We start from the raw sequence: 19498 nt of genomic DNA, 5'->3' as shown, positions 1-19498 counted from the left end.
GCAAGTAGAAACCATAAAGACAACAGATCAGCAGGGGCTCCCGTCATGAACCGTATTGCCGAACCGTGCGTCTTCGAACCATCCCATGCACCGGCGACAAACGTCGCATCGCAAGTGACGGTGCAACCTGTGATTCTCGCGGGCGGTTCGGGTACGCGTCTGTGGCCGCTTTCGCGCGAACAGTATCCGAAGCAGCTGATCGGGCTGATCGAGGACGAGTCGCTGCTCGAAGCGACGGTGCGCCGGCTCGACAGCGCGTTCATGCCAGTGGCGGTACCGGATGCCGTTCATGCTGGCGAGGCCCCCGGCGTGCCGCTTTTCACGAAGGCGCAACCGCTCGTGGTGTGCGGTGAAGACCTGCGGGTACTGACGGTGGATCGACTGGAGCGTTGCGGCAAGGCTGCGAGGATCGTACTCGAACCCGTGCCGCGCAATACCGCGCCCGCGCTGACCATCGCCGCGCTGGCCGCGCAGGCCGATGCACCGCCGGGCGATGATCCGGTGCTCGTCGTCATGCCCGCCGATCATCTGATCGCCGACCGTGCCGCGTTTGTCCGTGCGCTCGAACAGGCGGTCGCACATGCGGTGAGCGGTGCGATCGTGGCGCTCGGCGTGCCTCCTGAACGGGCCGAAACGGGCTACGGCTACATCCGTACCGGTGCGATGTCCGACGCAGCCGGCGCGCGCGCGATCTCGCGCTTCGTCGAAAAGCCGGATCCCGAACTGGCCGCGCATTACGTGGCGTCGGGCGAATACTGGTGGAACAGCGGCATTTTCGTTGTGCGCGCATCGGTCTGGCTCGCGGCCATCGCGCTGTGCGGTCCGGCGATTGCGTCGGCGTGCGCGGCTTCGTTCGAGCTTGCGTCGATCGGGCACGACGGCGCGGTGCGGCTCGATCGCGCGTCGTTCGCGGCGTGTCCCTCCGATTCGATCGACTACGCGGTGATGGAACAGATCACGTCCGATGCGCGGCTTGCCGGCGTCGTCGTGCCGCTCGTCGCGGGGTGGTCGGATGTCGGTGCGTGGGACGCCGTCTGGAACGTATCGGACAAGGACGCGGACGGCAACGTCGGACGCGGTCGCGTGCTGTTCGAGGGATCGACCGATACCTTCGCGCATTCCGATGGACGACTCGTTGCGTGCGTCGGCTTGTCAGGTGTCGTGGTGGTCGAAACGGCCGACGCGGTGCTGGTTGCGTCGAAGGACCATGTGCAGGACGTGAAGGCGATCGTCGGGCGCCTGAAGGCCGGGCGCGGCACCGAAGCGAAGGAACATCGCAAGGTGCAGCGACCGTGGGGTCACTATGATTCGATCGATCACGGCGAACGGTTTCAGGTGAAACGTATCGTGGTGAAACCCGGCGGGCGGCTGTCGCTGCAGATGCATCACCATCGTGCGGAACACTGGGTTGTGGTGTGCGGCACGGCACGCGTGACGCGGGGCAGCGAGAGTTTTCTGCTGTCGGAAAACGAGTCGACCTACATTCCGCTCGGCGTCACGCACCGGCTCGAAAACCCGGGCAAGACGCCGCTTGAAATCATCGAGGTTCAATCGGGCAGCTATCTCGGCGAAGACGACATCGTGCGCTTCGACGATCAATACGGACGTGTCAGCACACCGCTGGATGTGCCCCCGGGCAAAGTCACACCCGATACACTCGCGAAGGGGACCGATGATGAACGCACGGACGTTTCCCGTTAGCGAGGCCGAAGGGTGCACCGGTCAGGCCGGTTGCAACGAAGTCCGCGCCGCGGTTGCGATCGAAAGCCCGTGTGCGCCGGTTTTCGACGAGCATCACTTCCGTCGCGCGCTGGGCCGTTTCGCGACCGGTGTCGTCGTCATCTCGACGGGCCACGGCGACCAGCTGCACGCGATGACCGCCAACGCATTCATGTCGGGTTCGCTGAAGCCGCCGCTCATCGTCGTATCGGTTGGGCACCGTGCGCGCATGCACGAGCGTCTGATGCAGAGCGACCTGTTCGGTGTCAGCGTGCTGTCCGACGAACAGGAACCACACAGCCGCCACTTCGCCGGCGAGCCGCAGACGTGGCTTGCACCGCGCTTCACGGAGGTCGACGGACTCGATGGCGTCGTGCTGCTCGATCGCGCGGTGGCGCGGTTCGGCGCGCGCGTCGTCGACCGGCATCCATGCGGCGATCACACGCTGTTTGTCGGCGAGGTACTCGCGTTCTCGCTCGACGAGCATGCGCCGCTCGTCTTCTTCGGCGGCCGCTACGCTTCGGTCGCACGCGATCATTGAGCGGCGTCGTGGGCCGCCTGGCGCTTTCGGCACGGCCGCACCGCGCGGGCGCTTTCATGCGTGGGATTCCGGTGTGGCGCGTATGACCGTGCGCGTGCGCCGGTGGCGTTCTCGCATCGCATGCAAGGCAGTGCAATTTTTTCATGGGATACCCGCCTGTGGGCCATGCAACGCGAGCCTTTCGTGGATGAGCGTTACGCAGACGAAACAATTTGTCAGAGGGATAACCCTGTCAGGACGTATCCCAACTGGCGCATCTCGTATGAACGAAGCAACGTACAGAAAAGCAATCAGCAAAGATACGAGGGCGCAGGGTCAAGGGGCAACACAGGCGACAGACGCCGTATCGGGGAGAGTGTCATGGAACAGCCGAACAAGGACCGCTCGCTGGTGAGCAAGGTCATGGATGGGCTCGTCACGGGCATCGTCGAGGAAAAGTATGGGGCGGTGCTGCCGCCGCAGGATGTGCTGTCGAAGGATTTCGACGTGAGCCGGACGGTGATGCGCGAGGCGCTTTCAATGCTGCTCGCGCGCCACATGCTCGACGTGCGGCCGAAGATCGGCACACGCATCCGGCCCATGCGCGACTGGCGCATGATCGATGAGGAAGTCGTGAACTGGCGCTTTCGGGCGAAGCCGGATCCCGCTTTCCTGCGCGACGTGATCGAGTTTCGCATGCTGATCGAACCACGCGCCTCGGCGCAGGCGGCCGCACGCGCGACGCCCGCCGAGATCGCCAGCATCCGCGATGCGTACACCGCGTTCCGCGCGCTGCACCCGGGCGACGCCGGTTACGTGGAAGCGGACGAACTGCTGCACACACGCATTCTGGTCGCGAGCGGCAACCAGTTCTTCCAGCAGATGGCGGCGATCATTCGCGGCGCGCTTTCAGCGGCGCGCGAGGTGGTCGACCAGAAGGATGGCGTCTGGCAGGCCACGGTCGATACGCATGCCCGCGTGGTGGACGCCATCGAGCGTCACAACCCGAAGGATGCCGAAGCCGCGTCACGTGCGCTGATCGACTTCACGGCCGACGAGATCTGTCGCATGTTCGAGGCAGAACGGCCGATGTCGGGCTAAAGCGGTATCGATGCGGTTCCAGTGAAGGACAGAGGGGGGCGAGCGCGATATCGTTGGCCCGGTGCTCACATGCGCGACAATGTCGCCTGTCAGCAACCGCACTGGAACAAGCCATCGATGAAAGAAGATACCGTGATCCGCTGGGGCATCGTCGGAACAGGGCGCATTGCGCGTCGCTTTGCACAAGGTCTCGCGCACGTGCCCGCCACGCGGATCGCCGCCGTGTGGTCGCGCCGCGCTGAACCCGCAACGGCGTTCGCCGCGGAATTCGGCGGCGCCGTGTACGACAGCCTCGACGCGCTGCTCGCGAGCGGCATCGACGCCGTCTATATCGCCACCCATCAGGACAGCCACGCGGATTACGCGCTCGCCGCGCTCGCGGCCGGGGCTCACGTGCTGTGCGAAAAGCCCGCCACCGTCAACGCGGCGCAACTCGATCGCGTGGTCGCGGCGGCGCACGCCGCGCAACGGCTCTTCATGGAAGCGATGAAGCCGCCGTTCTATCCGCTCTATCGCCAGTTGCGCGCGCATCTCGAAGCCGATCCGGTCGGTGCGATCGGGCTCGTGCGCGCGGGCTGTTCGGTGCCGGGCGTGCCGCCGGATCATCCTTCGCTGTCGTTCGATCACGCGGGCGGCGCGCTGCTCGACATCGGCATCTACGAGATGTTTCTCGCCGTCGACTGGCTCGGTGCGCCGCTCGACGTGCAGACCATCGGCCGGCTCGGTGCGACAGGTGTCGATATGTTCGCGAGCCTCAACAGCCGTCACGAGCACGGCATCGCACAGCTCTTCTGCGGCATGGACCTCGCCGGCAAGGGCGACGCGCTGCTCGCCGCGACGGGCGGCCACGTCACGATCCACGAAAACTGGTGGAACCCTGCACGCGCGACGATCCGTTACGCGGATGGCCGTGTCGTCGAACTCGATGCGCCGTTCGAAGGCGGCGGCCTCAACTACGAGACCGCGCACTTCTGCGAGCTGATCCGCGCGGCGCAAATGGAAAGTCCGGTCATGACGCACGCGAAATCGCGGCAGATGATCGCGATGGCCGACGCCGCGCGCGCGACGCTCGGTCTGCGCTTCGCCGCCGACGAGTGATACGATCTGCCCGGTCGATGCGTGGCAGCGAGCCTGCCGCGCTTCGATCGAGCTTTCGGATTCCTTGCCGCAGGAGCAGGTCGTGACACGTATGTTGATGAAATTCTGGCGCAGCAATAAGAGCCTGATCGCCTTTCTTGCGCTGATGGTGCTGTTTCGCAGCGCCGTGGCCGACTGGAACGTCGTGCCGAGCGGCTCGATGCTGCCGACGATCCGCGAAGGCGATCGCATTCTCGTCGACAAGATGGCGTACGACCTGCGCATTCCATTCACGCATATTGCGATTGCGCACCTGCACGATCCGCTGCGCGGCGATATCGTGACGATCGATTCGTCGGCGGCGCATGAACTGATTGTGAAGCGGCTGATCGGCCTGCCGGGCGACCGTATCGCGATGCGCGACAACGTGCTGTACGTGAACGGCGTGCGCGCGGATTATCAACCGATGCAGCAGCTGCCGCTGCCGGGCGATGCACTGTCGCCGGGGGATTATCTGCGCGAGCGTTTTGGCGGCGTGTCGCACGCGGTGCGGCTCTCGGAGATCGCGCCGAGCCCGCGCCGCTCGTTCGGTCCGGTGACGGTGCCCGCGAACGCCTACCTGATGCTCGGCGACAATCGCGACGACAGCGCCGACTCGCGCTACTTCGGCTTTTTCCCGCGCAATGAGCTGATGGGCCGCACGCGGCGGGTTGTGTACTCGCTCGACCCGGATCACTTCTACGAGCCGCGCTTCGACCGTTTCGGCGCGGCGCTCGACGCGCCGGCGCGCGGTGGTTAGCACACCGCGCGCCGGCTTGCGGGCTTATGCGTTGTTCGCCAGCGCCTGCGCGCATTCAGCGACGAGCGCCGGGCCGCGATAGATGAACCCCGTATAAAGCTGCACCAGCGAAGCACCGGCGGCGAGTTTGGCACGGGCATCGGCGCCCGAAAAAATCCCACCGACGCCGATGATCGGCACCGTGTCGCCGACTTCCGCGCGCAGCTTGCGGATCACTTCGTTCGACGCATCGAACACCGGACGACCCGACAGCCCGCCGGCTTCGTCCGCATGCGGCAGACCCTTGACGGCTTCGCGCGAGAGCGTCGTGTTGGTGGCGATCACACCTTCGAAGCGATGCCGCAGCAGCGTACCGGCGATCGACTTGATCTGCTCGTCGTCGAGATCCGGTGCGATTTTCAGCGCGAGCGGTACCAGCTTGCCGTGCAGGTCGGCGAGACGCTGCTGCTTGTCCTTCAGCGCGGCGAGCAGCGCATCGAGTTCGTCCGCGCCCTGCAGCTGGCGCAGGTTCTTCGTATTCGGCGACGAGATGTTGACCGTCACGTAGCTCGCGAACGGATACACGCGTTCGAGACAGTACAGGTAGTCTTCGGCGGCGCGTTCGATCGGCGTGTCGGCGTTCTTGCCGATGTTCAGGCCCAGAATGCCGCGATAGCGCGCGGCCTGCACGTTCTTCACGAACTGGTCGACGCCGGCGTTGTTAAAGCCCATGCGGTTGATGACCGCGTCCGCTTCCGGCAGCCGGAACATGCGCGGGCGCGGATTGCCCGGCTGCGCGCGCGGCGTGACCGTACCCACTTCGATCGAGCCGAAGCCGAGCGCGGCGAGACCGTCGATGCATGCGCCGTCCTTGTCGAGCCCGGCGGCGAGGCCGACCGGATTGCGGAACGTCAGACCCATGACGGTGCGCGGCGAGTCGGGCACGCGCGGCGCGAGTGCGCCGGCAAGGCCGCTGCGGCCGGCAGCGCCCAGCATGCGCAGCGTCAGATGGTGAGCGTCTTCCGCGTCCATGCGAAAGAGCTGGGCGCGCGCGAGCGGGTACAGGGAGCTGAAGAAGGGTGAGCTGAACACAGGACGAAGCCGGGCGGCCGGAAATGAGAACCCGCTATTTTAGCCGATGCGATCGCCGCGCTTGCCGTCGGGCTTCATATCGGCTTTGTCATCGGGATTGGCAGCGGGTTTGGCAGATAAGGCCGCGCTGACCGGAGAAACATCGATGTTCGCGGTGTCGAACACTTTCCACAGGCCGTCGTGCAGCCCTTCAAGCGGCCGGAAATTCGCCTTGTACGCCATCTTCTGGCTCTCGCGAATCCAGTAGCCGAGGTACACGTAGGGCAGATTCAGGCTGCGCGCCTGCTCGATCTGCCAGAGGATGTTGTACGTACCGAAGCTCGCGTGCTGCTGGTCCGGATCGAAGAACGTGTACACCGACGACAGGCCGTCGCCGAGAATGTCGATCATGCTGATCATGCGCAGGATGCCAGGCAGATCGGGGTGGCCGCCATGCGGCGCCTCGCGGAACTCGACGAGCCGCGAATTGATCCGGCTTTGCAGCAGGAACTGTTCATACTGGTCGCGGCTGTCGCGATCCATGCCGCCGCCCGCGTGCCGCGCCGACTGGTAACGCATGTAGAGCGCGTAATGCTCCTCGTCGTAGTGCAGCGGCGCGACGGACGCGATCAGTTCGCCATGCTTTTTCCATACGCGGCGTTGCGTGCGGTTCGGCTGGAAGCGCTCGACCGGCACGCGCACGGGTACGCAGGCATGGCAGCCGTCGCAGTAGGGGCGATACGTGAAGACGCCCGAACGCCGGAAGCCTGCCTTGACGAGTTCGGTGTAGACGTCGGAGTTGATCAGATGACTGGGCGTGGCGACCTGCGAGCGTGCGATACGCCCTTCCAGGTAGCTGCAAGGGTAAGGCGCCGTTGCGTAAAATTGCAGCGCCGAAAGCGGTGACAGCGGCAGCTCATTCGGGTGAGTCACGTTGGCAGCTCTCGAAGCGTTTTCGGGTCCCGCAAACCCGGCGGTTCATGAGCGGCACGATCTGCGTGATCGCCTTCGCGCCGGCCGTGCTCCACCGTTTGCCCTTCAGTTTGTCCATCACGCCGCGCGCGTGACGATGTCGGTCAGTACGGTCTTGTCGAAGCGCCAGGGTATGGAAGGAGCATCGACAGACGCGCGGACATGCGCGACGAACGCCTTGCGCGCTATCTCGCGACCGCCCAGCGACGCCAGATGCGACGTGTTCTGCTGGCAGTCTATCATTTCTATTTCGTGACGTCGCAGGTGCGCGACAAGCGCGGAGAGCGCGATTTTCGACGCATCCGTGACGTCGGCGAACATCGATTCGCCGAAGAACATCTGCCCGAACGACACGCCGTACAACCCGCCGACGCGCCGGCCTTCGTGCCAGGTTTCGATGCTGTGCGCGTCGCCCGTGCGATGCAGCGACGTATAGGCTTCGACGACATCCGCGGTGATCCATGTGCCGCGCTGGCCGTGGCGGGGCGCGAGCGCGCACGCGCGCATCACGCTCGCGAAATCGTGATCGACGCGGATTTCCCATGCGTCGTCGCGCAGCACGCGTTTGAGGGTCTTCTTGAGCGAAGGCGAGACCTTGAATTCGCCTGTTCGCAGGATCATGCGCGGGTCGGGGCTCCACCAGAGCACCGGCTGGCCGTCCGAATACCATGGAAAGATGCCGCGCCGGTAGGCGTCGATGAGCCGTGAGGGCAGCAGATCGGCGCTCGCGGCAAGGAGACCGGGCGCGCCGCTCGCCGCTCCGAGCGCGCGCTCGACGGGCGGAAACGGATCGTCGGGTCCGAGCCAGGGCACCATGCTCGCGGCCCGCTCAGCCGTCGCGCAGCGAGCGGAAGATATCGCCGGTGTGCAGGCCGTAATTGCCCGACGCGCGATCGGCAAAGAAGAACCGGAGTGTCTGGCCGACGGTCGGGAACGCGATGTCGTCCCACGGAATTTCGTGCTCTTCGAAGAGACGCACTTCGAGGCTTTCCTCGCCCGCGGCGACGTCAGGATCGAGCAGCCGCGCCATGTAGAACAGGTGGACCTGATGCACGTGGGGCACGTTCAGCAGCGAGAACAGGTTCTGCACCTCGACGCGGGCACCGGCTTCTTCCAGCGTTTCGCGCGACGCGGCCTCGGCCGTGGTTTCGCCCATTTCCATGAAGCCCGCGGGGAGCGTCCAGTAGCCGTAACGCGGTTCGATCGCGCGACGGCACAGCAGCACCTTGTCGCCCCATACCGGAACGGTGCCGACCACGTTGCGCGGATTCTGATAGTGCACGGTGCCGCAATCGGCGCAGATGAAGCGCTCGCGGTTGTCGCCGGGTGGAATGCCGAGGCTGACTGCGTGGCCGCAGACGGAACAGAATTTCATGGACGAGGGGAGGAGGAACGGTGGTGGGAGTTTATCACCGGGGCGGCCGTTCACGTTCGATGCTACTTCCAGCTGGAAGCGCCGATCACAAGAGGTGGCTCCCTCATGCATGGGAACGCATTGGCAATGCGCAAACAAAAAAGGCCTGCCGTATCGGCAAGCCCTTGGTGTTTCGACGAAAACTAGCTGGTTGCGGGGACAGGATTTGAACCTGTGACCTTCGGGTTATGAGCCCGACGAGCTGCCAGACTGCTCCACCCCGCGTCCGTCGAAGAAAAGATTATAGGACAGATCGAAAGCTGGCGCAACAGCTATTTATGAACCGGCTTCAATGCCTGCGTGACGGGCGTTTCGCACATGCGCCTCGTGGCTGTCGCGGGGAAGGTCACGGGGAAGTTCGGGCAACGCGCTGCGCTAGAATTGAGCCCTTCCTGAGCCGCCGTGGCGTGGCTCGCTCTCTCATCTCCCGTTTCCCTGCTCCCATGGACATCGCTCACGATCTGCAGTCGATTCTCGCCCAGGAAAAAGCACTGGTGTTTCCCCGCTTCGATACCGGTCGTGCGTGGCAGCTCGGTGTGTGGCTGCGTGAAGTCGCGCAAGCGCGCGGCCTCGCGCTTGCGATCGATGTGCGTACGTTCGGCCAGCCGCTCTTTTTCAGCGCGCTCGAGGGCGCCACGCCCGACAACGTCGACTGGGCGCGCCGGAAGAGCAATGTGGTCGCGCATTTCCGGCGCAGTTCGTACGCAATCGGCCTGCGTATGCAGCAGGCCGGCGCGACGCTCGTTGAGAAACACGGTCTGCCCGCGAGCGAATATGCGTCGCATGGCGGCGCGTTTCCGCTGACTGTCGCGGGCGCGGGTGTTATCGGGTCGGTGACCGTGTCGGGTCTGCCGCAGCGCGCCGATCATGAGCTCGTGGTCGAAGCGCTGTGCGCAGAGCTCGAATTCGATTACAGCAAGCTCGCCCTCGCGAAGGCCTGACCCGATGCGTCTGCCTCCCTACCTGTGGCTCGCCATCGCAATCGTCGCGGAAGTGATCGCGACTTCCGCGCTGCGTGCCGCCGATGGCTTCTCGCGGCTCGTGCCTTCAATCATTGTCGTCGCGGGTTACTTCGTCGCGTTCTACTGTCTTTCGATGACGCTCCGGACGATGCCCGTGGGCATCGTCTACGCGATCTGGTCGGGCGTCGGCATCGTGCTGATCACGCTGGTGGCGATGATCCTCTATCGCCAGGTGCCGGACCTTGCCGCGATCTGCGGGCTCGGACTGATCGTCGCGGGCGTCGTCGTGCTCAACCTGTTTTCGAAGATGCAGGCGCATTGACCGTACGCCCGCCGCGTACGTGCGTCAGCGTAGCCGCAATGCTACTTGCAGCGAATCACCATCGAGCGGTTCTTCACGTTCGCCGAAACGACGTTCGTGACGCCGCCGCCCGCGGTGCCGCCCTCGTCGTTGTCCTTCGAGACGATGTCGTAGCCGGTTGCGCCACACGCCTGGCCGGCCTGCACGTAGCACGACGCCCAGCTCGACCCGGCATCGGCGCCGCTGCAGTTCACGGCGAAACCGGTCTGGCCGTTCGGCAGGTTGATCAGCGACGTGGTGTTCGACGACGCACACGCGGCGAGGCCCGCGATCAGCAGGGCAGCGCAGGGCAACGCGGCGACGCGTGCCGCGGCAAAGAGGGCAGACTGGCGCAAGCGCCGCTCGGATAGCTTCATCGTGTGTCCTTGTGACTGAAAGTGTGTGCAGCGATGGACGCGGGTTGCGTGCCGGCCGCCCGGGCGACGTGCGTCAACTGATCTCTGGATCGATGCGGATACCCGCACCGCCGACGATACGACGACTTTCAGCACCGCTTTCGGTTGCCGCGTCTTCCCAGATGCTGATGGCTTTCGGCATGTCGATGCCGTGACGCCCGGCATACGTAAACCACTTGCTGGCGGCATCGGGCTCCGGGACTTCCGTGTCCTGCATGAAATATTTTCCCATATCGACGTTGCTTTCTCCGGATCCGGGCAGATTGGGTGGCTTGCTTACACTGGTTCGACCATGCTGGCGGCGACAAGTGCATGGCAATCGTCGCCGCCGGCATGGCAGTGCAGGTCAACGAAGGGCAGGGCGCGGAAGGCCGCCGGTCATGTGTGCCAGCGAGTAGCATAATGTGCTGCGCACGCCTGGCTTTGAAGCAGCCGGATTGCGATGCGATCCATGCCGGATTTTCCTGATGAGGTGACCATGGAAATTCGTTTTCTCGCGGAAGCGCCCGCTTATCGCGACTTCAACCTGACCCTCGTGTTTCCTGCGCTCGTGAACGGCGAGCCGGTGCCGTGCGCGATTTCGGTCGAAGCGCTCGAAGATCATTTCGGCGCGCAATCCCACGACAGTGAAGGGTGGCGCCGCGCGTTCGACGCTGGCCGCGCGCGCATCGAAGCCGTGGCGCGCGAACATCTGCGTATCAGCAACGGCATGCCGGTTCTGCTGAAAAGCGGCCACTTTCCGCCGGGCAACGTTGCCGACGTGTAAGGATTCAGTCAACCGCGCTGTCCGCGCATTTCAGGCCGCGCGAATGGCCGCGCGACGCGCGGCTTCGACTGATCGTGCGATGCCTTCTTCGTATGATGTTTTGCTGACCGGTCCGATGAGCGTGCGCAATGCCGTGTCGTCGAGCACGACTGGATCGGTTACGAGGTAATGCATTTCCACCAGTTCCCGCATTATCGGGTTGAACAGTCCCATCACGCGCAGTGTGGGCTTGCCCGCCACGATCAACCTTGGCGCGCGGCCCGCGAGCGCGTACGCCTTTTCCGCGATTTCGCGCTGCGTGATCGTGCCCGTGCCGGCCAGATGCAGCACGCGGCCGTATGCTTGCGGTGTGCGCGTCAGGGTTTCGACAACAGGGCCGACGTCCGGCATGAAAACAAACTCGTGCGGCACGTCGATCGGGCCGATCATCTGCGCACGCGCGCCGCGCGCGGCGCCCTCGAATACGCCATGCAGGAAACTGCGCTCGATGCCCGGACCATAGAAGTCTGGCAGACGCAAAACAAGCGTTTCAAGCCCGTGGTGCCCGTGCGCGTCGAGCACGAGATTTTCCTGCGCGAGACGCATCTTGCCCTTGAACGTATGCGGGTTGCGCGGATGTGCTTCCGTTACCGGCGTCGTCTGCGCGCGCCCATACGGATAAACGGTGCCGATCAGGATCAGCCGCCGCACGCCGGCTGCAACCAGCCCGTCGAGCGTTTTCTGCATCAACGGCGGGTGCGTCGCGAACTGGTGGTAGGGCACGCCGACCAGATACACAGCGGTGTCCAGACCCGCTAAAGCCGATTTGACCGATGCCGGATTCGTGGGATCCCACGTGACGATTTCCGCGTTCGGATCGTTGCCGAATGCACGCTGCAAGGCGCTTTGCCCGCGGCCGATCGCGCGGTACGGGCGGCCCGCCGTGCTCAATGCCGCCGCGATGCTTTGCCCGGCCGCGCCAGCGGCACCGATCAGACCCACTTTCCCTGCAGTTTCCATATCGACCCCTGGTTCCAGCGCGGCATCGGGAAGAGCCCGTACGCCATGCAAATTAACGTTTGAAATAAACTGAACGATGTTCAATGAACAGTGTTCAGTTTAATTTGACTTTTCAGTTTGTCAACCCCAAAATGCACAGCATGGGAATCGCCGAACGAAAGAACCGTCAGAAAGTAGCGCTGCGCGAACGCATCCTCGATGCGTCGCGGCGCATCGTGATGCGTGAGGGCTTTGCTGCGCTGTCGATGCGCAAGATCGCCGACGCCATCGAATATTCACCCGCCACGCTGTATCTGCATTTCGCGAGCCGCGACGAGATCGCGCGGGCCTTATGCGCGGAGGGCTATGCGCAGTTGCAGGCAAGCTTCGAGCCGCTCGCGCGGATCGCCGACCCGGCGCAACGGCTGCGGGCACTCGGACACGCGTATGTCGCGTTCGGCATTGCGCATCCGCAGACATACCGGCTGATCTTCATGGAAGATCCCAGCTATACCGACGCAGCGCTGACCGAAGCCGCCGGGGCATCGGACGAAACGGGCGACGCATCGTTTCGTCTGATGGTCGATTCGATCGATGAACTCAGGGCGGCGGGGCGGCTGCCTGCATCCACGCAGGGCGAGGTGTGGGCCGAGGCGTTGTGGGCAACGATGCACGGTGTCGTCGCGTTGAAGCTGACGTGTCCGGTTTTTCCGCGCACGCCGGTCGGCACACTGATCGACGTCGCGTTCGACGCGTGGTTCGGTTCCGCCCGGCAGGACACGGGCGCGGATGTGACGCAGACAGCGGCGGATCCGCAGCCGCCATCACAAACGCAAACCGGACCGAAGCCACGCGCCAGACGCACACGCCGCGCAACGGCGAAACCGGAATCGCCTGTCGCGTGATACCGTTCAGTTCCCGATTCATTCGACCCTTCGCAGCCCATGTCCATCACCGCAACACCCGCGACGAGCGACGAGATCGTCACCTATGTCGCGAATTATATTGGTTTCATTGAACTCGAACGCCCGAAAGCGCTGAATGCGCTTTCCACCGGCATGATCCGCGCGATGCACGCCGCGCTCGACGGCTGGCGTGAAAATCCCGACGTGCTCGCGGTCGTCATCCATAGCCAGCATGCGCGGGCGTTCTGCGCGGGCGGCGATATCCGCTTTCTGTACGAGTCCGTGCAACGCGGCGAACGCGACGCGCTGGACACGTTTTTCATCGAGGAATACGCGCTCAACCACGCGATCTTCACGTATCCGAAGCCGTATATCGCGCTGATGAACGGCGTCGTGATGGGCGGCGGCATGGGCATTTCGCAGGGCGCCCATCGCACGCACGGCCTGCGGGTCGTGACCGGTTCGACACGCATGGCGATGCCGGAAACGCGCATCGGACTCTTTCCGGATGTCGGCGTGAGCTGGTTTCTCGCGCGTACGCCGGGTGCGCTCGGACGCTATCTGGCGGTCACGGGCGAGACGATCGGCGCCGCCGACGCGCTCTACGCCGGTCTCGCCGATATCTATATCGAAGACGCCGCGCTGCCCGCGCTGATCGATACGCTGAAGCGCGAATCGTTCGAATCCGGCGCCGACGTGGCGGCGTGCGTCACGCGTGAGGCGGCGCGCTGCGAGGTCGTGCCGCGGCCGGACGCATCGCCCCTCGCGCAGGTACGCACGCTGATCGACCGGCATTTTTCGAAGCCCGACATCGGCCAGATCCTGAAGTCGCTGGAAACGGAAGCGGAGTGCGAGGCAGCTGAATGGGCCGAGCAGACCACGGCCGTGCTGCGCGAACGTTCGCCGCTATCGATGGCAATTTCACTCGAAGTAGTGACACGCGCGGAGGGATCGATGGCGGAGTGTCTGCGTCGCGATCTCGATCTGACGCGCTCGTGCTTTACTCAAGGCGATGTGATCGAAGGCATCCGCGCACGCATCATCGACAAGGACAACCGTCCGGCATGGCGCTTCGCGCAGATTGAAGACGTGCCGGCCGAAGCGGTCGAGAAGATGTTCGAGAGCCCGTGGCCGGCGGACGCGCATCCGCTGCGTGAGCTTCAGGGCTAGCCGGCGTTGGCATCGGTGGCAACCGGGCCGCGACGGCCCGGAATCAGCAGTTTCAACGGCGCCCGCAGCGACGATCTGAACGATCGCTGCGCGTGCCGTTCCACAAACGTCTATTCCTCTTCGTTCGAGGCCATGAAGGCCCGCATGAAGACCAGCGCGCCCCAACCCCACATCGCGTTGGCTGCAAAGCCGACCGCAAGTCGCGGCAGCATGTTGCCGCTCGGCCAGATACCGCGCAGCGGATCGACGACGAAAACGTCTGCCGCCGTCAGCACGACGCCGCCGAACACGAACGCCTGAACCCACGGCGCGATTCGCTCAGGCGAGACGCGCAGCAACCAGGCCATCAGCACCGCCCAGCACGCACTCCAGATTGCATTCGCGATGAACGTGGGCAAACCGGCTGGCAGGAACGGGTCGGTCGAGAACCCGCTCGGGTCGATCAGCCCGGCAGCGTGCAGCAACGCGAGCGTCGATTCGTGAAAGAACAGGGAAGCCAGAAAGCCGGACACGAACGGCAGGATGATCTTTTGCATGCGGTGCACCGCCAGGGGCACGTCGACGCGCTTCATGGCGCCGTGCCGGGTTATCGGAAAACGTGCGTCATTATATAGAGCGCGGCCGGGCACGCCTTCGCCTTCAGTGCGCCCGTATGTTAAAGCGCCTGGCTAATCACGAAAGTGGAAAACCTAAGCTCAAATAAATCGTTCAAAAGCTTCAGGGCCGTCCATAGACTGTTTCTCCATGCAGACGCGATAGCCGTCACCCCTCTGGCGCACGCAGGTTTGCGTCGCGCGTTCCCCGATGATGCCGTTGCATCGCCGTGTGTCATGAACGGCGATGCGTGGTGTCGCGTGCATCGCATGTATGTGCCCGGCGGGATTCCGTTTCGAATAAAGGCAGGAGCAGCCCATGAATGTGTTCTGGTTCATCCCGACGCACGGCGACAGCCGTTACCTCGGTACGTCCGAAGGCGCGCGCGCGGCCAGTTACGACTACTTTCAGCAGATCGCCGTCGCAGCCGATACGCTCGGCTACGAGGGCGTGCTGCTGCCCACCGGCCGTTCGTGCGAAGACGCCTGGGTGGTCGCTTCGAGTCTGATTCCGGTCACGAAGCGTCTCAAGTTTCTCGTCGCGATCCGTCCGGGGATCGTGTCGCCGGGTTTGTCGGCGCGTATGGCGGCGACGTTCGACCGCCTTTCGAACGGGCGTCTGCTCATCAACGTCGTGACGGGTGGCGATGCGGCGGAGCTCGAAGGCGATGGTCTCTTCGTCGATCACGATACGCGCTATGAAATCACCGACGAATTCCTGCGCATCTGGCGCGCGCAGTTGCGCGCGTCGCACACGAACGATTCGATCGATTTCATCGGCCGGCATCTGACGTCGAAGGGTGGCAAGGCGCTGTATCCGCCGGTGCAGGATCCGCATCCGCCATTGTGGTTCGGGGGTTCGTCGCTGGCTGCGCACGCGCTCGCGGGCGAGCACATCGACACGTATCTGACGTGGGGCGAGCCGCCCGACGCCGTCGCGCGGAAGATCGCCGACATCCGCGCGCGCGCCGCGGCGCATGGCCGCGAGATCAGGTTCGGCATCCGCCTGCACGTGATCGTGCGCGAAACCGAAGAAGAAGCGTGGGCCGCCGCCGACACGCTCATCAGCAAGCTCGATGACGAAACGGTTGCGCGCGCGCAGGCGTCGTTTTCGAAGATGGATTCCGAAGGCCAGCGCCGCATGGCCGCACTGCACGGCGGCAAGCTCGGCAACCGTCAGGCGCTCGAGGTGTATCCGAACCTGTGGGCCGGCGTCGGTCTCGTGCGTGGCGGCGCGGGTACCGCGCTCGTCGGCAATCCGCAGCAGGTTGCCGCGCGCATGAAGGAATACGCGGACCTCGGCATCGAGACGTTCATCCTGTCCGGCTATCCGCACCTCGAAGAATCGTATCGCTTCGCCGAACTCGTGTTCCCGCTGCTGCCAGGCCGTCTGAAAGAGCGCACGAGCGGACCGCTGTCGGGACCATTCGGCGAGATCGTCGGCAACAACTATCTGCCGAAAGCCGCGCAAAGCTGACCGGAATGTGCGCATGCGTGATGCCTTGAAAGTATCACCGCGCGACGCTCGACAAAGAGGGAGAACGCCATCATGGCTGAATCGCTGATCGAAACGGGGTACCTGCGGCGGCTCGGCGCGCAGGTCGCGCCGTGGATCGCGCCGCTGCTCATCCTGCTCGCGTGGGAAGTGGCCACGCGAAGCGGTGTGCTGTCCGCGCGCGTGTTGCCCGAGCCGCTTGCGGTCGTGAAAGCCGCGTGGTCGCTGATCCGCTCGGGTGAAATGTGGACCGATGTGAAAGTGAGCGCGTGGCGTGCGGTGTCGGGTCTCGTCATCGGTGGAGGCATCGGCCTTGTGCTCGGTCTCGCGACGGGTCTTTTCCGGTCTGCCGAGGTCGTGCTCGATTCGACCGTGCAGATGATCCGCAACATCCCCGCGCTTGCGATGATTCCGCTCGTGATCCTGTGGTTCGGCATCGAGGAAGAAGCCAAGGTTTTTCTGGTCGCGCTCGGCGTGTTCTTTCCGATTTACGTGAACACGTATCACGGCATCCGCTCAGTCGACGCAAACCTGATCGAGATGGCGCGCAGTTATGGCGTGAAGGGTTTCCCACTGTATCGGCATGTGATCCTGCCGGGTGCGTTGCCGTCGATTCTCGTTGGCGTGCGGTTCGCGTTCGGGTTGATGTGGGTCACGCTGATCGTCGCGGAAACGATTTCCACGCAGTCGGGTATCGGCTACATGACGATGAATGCACGTGAGTTCCTGCAGACCGATGTCGTGGTGGTCGGCATCCTGCTGTATGCCGCGCTCGGCAAGCTTGCCGACATGTTCGCGAAGTACATCGAACGCGTCGCGCTGCGCTGGCACCCTGCATATCAACGAGGAGCGAAAGCATGAGCGCAACGCTTTTTTCCGCATCGTATGCGGGTGTCTCAGGCCTCGATCTCGAAACCGAACTCAAGCAGACACGCACGTCCGGTCATGATGCGATCGAGTCCGATGTTGCCCGCGTTCGCGACGAAGCGCGCATCGCGGGAACAACGCCTGCGCTTCCGCGCGAAACGCCGCGCTCGGCGGATTACGCTGTCGAGCTGCATGGTGTCGGCAAACGCTACGGCGAGCGGACGGTGTTGTCGGATTTCAGTCTGTCGATCGAGCGCGGCAGTTTCGTTGCGATCGTGGGTCGTAGCGGTTGCGGAAAATCGACGCTGCTGCGCCTTGTCGCTGAACTCGAAACACCCAGCACGGGCGTGCTGAAAAAGCATGACGCCGGGGGCGCGCCGCTCGATACGCGGATCATGTTTCAGGACGCGCGTCTGTTGCCGTGGAAGACCGTGCTGCAGAACGTGATGCTGGGCTTGAGCCGCGGCGCACGCGACGATGCACGCGCGGTGCTCGCCGAAGTCGGGCTAGCCGGTCGTGCGAACGACTGGCCCGCACAGCTTTCCGGCGGTCAGCGTCAGCGCGTCGCGCTGGCGCGCGCGCTGGTGCACCGTCCGCAACTGCTGCTGCTCGACGAGCCGCTTGGCGCGCTCGACGCGCTCACGCGCATCGAGATGCACGCGCTGATCGAACGGCTGTGGCGCGAGCACCGCTTCACCGCGCTGCTCGTCACCCACGACGTACACGAAGCCGTGGCGCTTGGCGACCGCATCCTGCTGATCGAGGAAGGACGCATTGCGCTCGACCAGCCGGTGCCGCTCGCCCGTCCGCGTGCGCGTGCGTCGTCGGCGTTTGCCGCGCTTGAGGAACACGTGCTGCATCGTGTACTGAAGAGCACGCCGGACGACAACGCGCCGCCGTTTGATCCGTTTCACGATGCACGTTCCGCTGGAATATCCGCTCCGTCGACCCGTTCCGCACGGCCGGCGGACGTCCGCTGGGCCATCTGACGTCGCACGGCTATGACGGTTTTTTGTCGTTCTACTGGAGTCAATCGATATGAGCATTGCCGCAATCAACGTACGCAATCAGTTCAAAGGAAAGGTCAGGGAAATCATCCGCGGGCCGGTTGTGTCCGAGATCGACGTCGATACGCCGTTTGGCATCGTGACGTCGGTGATCACGACGCGCTCTGTCGATGAACTGGAACTGAAGGTCGGCGCGGAAGTGGTCGCGCTGGTGAAATCGACGGAGGTGTCGATCGCGCGTCTATGAGGCGCGCCGCGGATCGCGCTTCCCGACGACGCAAGTGACATGCAGGGCGCGGTTTGCTGCGTCTGGTCGCCCGTGGCGCGCGGCTTCGCGTGACGAACCGCAAACGTGCTTGCGTTGCGCAGCTACTTCGCGTTTGCCGCGCTGGCCGGCGGTTCGCGTGTGATCTTGTCTCTGGTCGGTTTGTCGGGGTGTTTTACCGGCATGTTGTCGGGATTATTCGCGTTGTCGGCGCGCGCGTTGCCCGATGCTGCCGAAGGCGGAACGACCATCGACGCCGCGCTGTCTTTCTTCGCAGGCTGTTGCGGCATCGCAAGCCCGCTCGCGACGGCAAGAAACAACGCGGCGGCAACACGCACAGCCGGCACACATTCGATGCGTTTCATTCGACTCTCCCAGCGTTTTTCCAGACTCTTCCTCGCAGGCGCGCATCAAACGCACTCGAAGTGCGCGTCCTCTCCCGGCGAATTCGCCCAGAGCCGCAAAAACGCGCGTACCGGCGCATCCGCCTTGCAATCCAGAAGCAGCAAACAACGCGCCCGAAGTGGAGCTGCGTCTGTCCCTGAATCGCGTCGGCGCAATTTCGTGGAAGTGCTAGCATGAATTGAGCAGGTTGATGCCGAAGGAGACAGCCATGTCAAAAGCCCTGAGTACCGAAGCGATCGACGCATTGCGGCAACTGAACGAGGTGGGTAGCGGGCAGCCCGCGCCGCAGTTGCCGTCCAGTGTCGCGGCGGAACTGCTGAGTGCCGGCGTTGCGACACGCAACGCGGACCACGTCGAAATCACCTGCGACGGCAGAAAGTATCTATCCGGCGATTGCGACTGACGTTGGACCTGGGTGCGTGGGCAAGCCGCGAGGCCATCGACGCGGCGCATGCGCTTCGCGCAAACACGAGCTTTGGAAAACAAAAAGCCCAGTTCAATGAACTGGGCTAAGTGCCTGAATCTTTTGGGGTGGCTGATGGGGCTCGAACCCACGACAACAGGAATCACAATCCTGGACTCTACCAACTGAGCTACAGCCACCACTGAAACAGTTTTGAACTGCTTTCTGGCTCACCATGAACTGGCTTGCCGATCAAGAAGCGAGATTATACAAA

The 19498-nt window shown here is 64.0% G+C and carries 24 protein-coding genes and 2 tRNA genes; 15 read left to right on the top strand and 11 right to left on the bottom strand.

Annotated elements, in window-relative coordinates:
- Window positions 1-45 precede the first annotated feature (45 nt).
- The 5 genes from LPA34_RS02710 (at window position 46) to lepB (ending at window position 5216) form a co-directional block, all read left to right on the top strand.
- Entirely contained in the window at window positions 46-1701 is a 1656-nt protein-coding gene (locus tag LPA34_RS02710; protein ID WP_228974605.1) for a mannose-1-phosphate guanylyltransferase/mannose-6-phosphate isomerase, read from the top strand.
- Complete coding sequence (locus LPA34_RS02705) at window positions 1673-2260, top strand: flavin reductase family protein (RefSeq protein ID WP_228974603.1); 588 nt, start codon at window positions 1673-1675, stop codon at window positions 2258-2260. Before LPA34_RS02710 ends, LPA34_RS02705 begins: the two co-directional genes overlap by 29 nt.
- A 360-nt stretch (window positions 2261-2620) precedes the next feature.
- Window positions 2621-3340: a FadR/GntR family transcriptional regulator gene (locus tag LPA34_RS02700; RefSeq protein WP_228974600.1), complete on the top strand. Its 720-nt coding sequence runs from the start codon at window positions 2621-2623 to the stop codon at window positions 3338-3340.
- A gap of 117 nt (window positions 3341-3457) precedes the next feature.
- Complete coding sequence (locus tag LPA34_RS02695) at window positions 3458-4438, top strand: Gfo/Idh/MocA family protein (RefSeq protein WP_228974598.1); 981 nt, start codon at window positions 3458-3460, stop codon at window positions 4436-4438.
- A gap of 91 nt (window positions 4439-4529) precedes the next feature.
- Window positions 4530-5216 (top strand): signal peptidase I, encoded by a 687-nt coding sequence (lepB, locus tag LPA34_RS02690; RefSeq protein ID WP_228974731.1) that lies wholly within the window; start codon window positions 4530-4532, stop codon window positions 5214-5216.
- 24 nt (window positions 5217-5240) lie between these two features.
- On the opposite strand, the gene LPA34_RS02685 is transcribed toward lepB, so the two are convergent.
- From LPA34_RS02685 to LPA34_RS02665, 5 genes are all read right to left on the bottom strand, one after another.
- Window positions 5241-6287 (bottom strand): quinone-dependent dihydroorotate dehydrogenase, encoded by a 1047-nt coding sequence (locus tag LPA34_RS02685; RefSeq protein WP_267478862.1) that lies wholly within the window; start codon window positions 6285-6287, stop codon window positions 5241-5243.
- A 39-nt stretch (window positions 6288-6326) separates the two neighbouring features.
- The gene (locus tag LPA34_RS02680) at window positions 6327-7199 is read right to left on the bottom strand and encodes an arginyltransferase (protein WP_228974597.1); all 873 of its coding nucleotides are present in this window, start codon (window positions 7197-7199) and stop codon (window positions 6327-6329) included.
- Between the two features lie 117 nt (window positions 7200-7316).
- Window positions 7317-8054 (bottom strand): leucyl/phenylalanyl-tRNA--protein transferase, encoded by a 738-nt coding sequence (gene aat, locus LPA34_RS02675; RefSeq protein WP_228974595.1) that lies wholly within the window; start codon window positions 8052-8054, stop codon window positions 7317-7319.
- Window positions 8055-8067: 13 nt separating this feature from the next.
- Window positions 8068-8613 (bottom strand): NUDIX hydrolase, encoded by a 546-nt coding sequence (locus LPA34_RS02670; protein ID WP_228974593.1) that lies wholly within the window; start codon window positions 8611-8613, stop codon window positions 8068-8070.
- A gap of 187 nt (window positions 8614-8800) precedes the next feature.
- Window positions 8801-8877, bottom strand: a tRNA-Met gene (locus LPA34_RS02665).
- Between the two features lie 218 nt (window positions 8878-9095).
- Here LPA34_RS02665 and LPA34_RS02660 point away from each other — a divergent pair.
- On the top strand, window positions 9096-9593 hold the full coding sequence (locus tag LPA34_RS02660) for a heme-degrading domain-containing protein (RefSeq protein ID WP_228974588.1): 498 nt from the start codon (window positions 9096-9098) through the stop codon (window positions 9591-9593).
- Window positions 9594-9603: 10 nt separating this feature from the next.
- Complete coding sequence (locus LPA34_RS02655; RefSeq protein ID WP_407672489.1) at window positions 9604-9936, top strand: DMT family transporter; 333 nt, start codon at window positions 9604-9606, stop codon at window positions 9934-9936.
- Between the two features lie 41 nt (window positions 9937-9977).
- Here the strand turns inward: LPA34_RS02655 and LPA34_RS02650 are convergent, their stop codons facing one another.
- Both LPA34_RS02650 and LPA34_RS02645 read right to left on the bottom strand, forming a co-directional pair.
- The gene (locus LPA34_RS02650; protein WP_228974584.1) at window positions 9978-10331 is read right to left on the bottom strand and encodes a hypothetical protein; all 354 of its coding nucleotides are present in this window, start codon (window positions 10329-10331) and stop codon (window positions 9978-9980) included.
- A gap of 73 nt (window positions 10332-10404) precedes the next feature.
- Window positions 10405-10602 carry a hypothetical protein gene (locus LPA34_RS02645; RefSeq protein ID WP_228974582.1) on the bottom strand — a complete coding sequence of 66 codons (198 nt, stop codon included), beginning with the start codon at window positions 10600-10602 and terminating at the stop codon, window positions 10405-10407.
- Between the two features lie 246 nt (window positions 10603-10848).
- Here LPA34_RS02645 and LPA34_RS02640 point away from each other — a divergent pair, with 246 nt between their 5' ends.
- Window positions 10849-11136 carry a DUF1488 family protein gene (locus tag LPA34_RS02640; RefSeq protein WP_228974579.1) on the top strand — a complete coding sequence of 96 codons (288 nt, stop codon included), beginning with the start codon at window positions 10849-10851 and terminating at the stop codon, window positions 11134-11136.
- Between the two features lie 30 nt (window positions 11137-11166).
- Here the strand turns inward: LPA34_RS02640 and LPA34_RS02635 are convergent, their stop codons facing one another.
- Complete coding sequence (locus LPA34_RS02635; protein ID WP_228974576.1) at window positions 11167-12135, bottom strand: NAD-dependent epimerase/dehydratase family protein; 969 nt, start codon at window positions 12133-12135, stop codon at window positions 11167-11169.
- 140 nt (window positions 12136-12275) lie between these two features.
- On the opposite strand from LPA34_RS02635, the gene LPA34_RS02630 reads away from it, so the two are divergent.
- Window positions 12276-13019 carry a TetR/AcrR family transcriptional regulator gene (locus LPA34_RS02630; protein WP_228974575.1) on the top strand — a complete coding sequence of 248 codons (744 nt, stop codon included), beginning with the start codon at window positions 12276-12278 and terminating at the stop codon, window positions 13017-13019.
- Between the two features lie 39 nt (window positions 13020-13058).
- A complete protein-coding gene (locus tag LPA34_RS02625) occupies window positions 13059-14189 on the top strand; it encodes an enoyl-CoA hydratase/isomerase family protein (protein ID WP_228974572.1) in 1131 nt (376 codons plus the stop codon).
- Between the two features lie 110 nt (window positions 14190-14299).
- Here the strand turns inward: LPA34_RS02625 and LPA34_RS02620 are convergent, their stop codons facing one another.
- On the bottom strand, window positions 14300-14725 hold the full coding sequence (locus tag LPA34_RS02620; protein ID WP_228974570.1) for a hypothetical protein: 426 nt from the start codon (window positions 14723-14725) through the stop codon (window positions 14300-14302).
- Between the two features lie 376 nt (window positions 14726-15101).
- On the opposite strand from LPA34_RS02620, the gene ssuD reads away from it, so the two are divergent.
- The 4 genes from ssuD to LPA34_RS02600 all read left to right on the top strand — a co-directional run bounded on the left by ssuD (window position 15102) and on the right by LPA34_RS02600 (window position 18398).
- A complete protein-coding gene (gene ssuD / locus LPA34_RS02615) occupies window positions 15102-16259 on the top strand; it encodes an FMNH2-dependent alkanesulfonate monooxygenase (RefSeq protein ID WP_228974569.1) in 1158 nt (385 codons plus the stop codon).
- A 72-nt stretch (window positions 16260-16331) separates the two neighbouring features.
- Window positions 16332-17138, top strand: a complete 807-nt coding sequence (gene ssuC, locus LPA34_RS02610; RefSeq protein ID WP_228974567.1) for an aliphatic sulfonate ABC transporter permease SsuC — start codon at window positions 16332-16334, stop codon at window positions 17136-17138.
- Window positions 17135-18133 (top strand): ATP-binding cassette domain-containing protein, encoded by a 999-nt coding sequence (locus tag LPA34_RS02605; RefSeq protein ID WP_228974565.1) that lies wholly within the window; start codon window positions 17135-17137, stop codon window positions 18131-18133. The genes ssuC and LPA34_RS02605 overlap by 4 nt, the downstream gene beginning before the upstream one ends.
- A 49-nt stretch (window positions 18134-18182) precedes the next feature.
- Complete coding sequence (locus tag LPA34_RS02600; protein ID WP_228974564.1) at window positions 18183-18398, top strand: TOBE domain-containing protein; 216 nt, start codon at window positions 18183-18185, stop codon at window positions 18396-18398.
- Between the two features lie 122 nt (window positions 18399-18520).
- On the opposite strand, the gene LPA34_RS02595 is transcribed toward LPA34_RS02600, so the two are convergent.
- Window positions 18521-18781 (bottom strand): hypothetical protein, encoded by a 261-nt coding sequence (locus LPA34_RS02595; RefSeq protein ID WP_228974562.1) that lies wholly within the window; start codon window positions 18779-18781, stop codon window positions 18521-18523.
- Between the two features lie 248 nt (window positions 18782-19029).
- On the opposite strand from LPA34_RS02595, the gene LPA34_RS02590 reads away from it, so the two are divergent.
- Entirely contained in the window at window positions 19030-19224 is a 195-nt protein-coding gene (locus LPA34_RS02590; RefSeq protein ID WP_228974561.1) for a hypothetical protein, read from the top strand.
- 124 nt (window positions 19225-19348) lie between these two features.
- Here LPA34_RS02590 and LPA34_RS02585 read toward each other — a convergent pair.
- A tRNA-His gene (locus tag LPA34_RS02585) sits at window positions 19349-19424 on the bottom strand.
- Window positions 19425-19498: the final 74 nt, after the last annotated feature.

Origin of the sequence: Paraburkholderia gardini (assembly GCF_907164575.1) — a bacterium.
Lineage (GTDB): Bacteria > Pseudomonadota > Gammaproteobacteria > Burkholderiales > Burkholderiaceae > Paraburkholderia > Paraburkholderia gardini.
The sequence above is the reverse complement of the archived record's forward strand: the minus strand, read 5'-3'. Positions and strand labels throughout refer to the sequence as shown.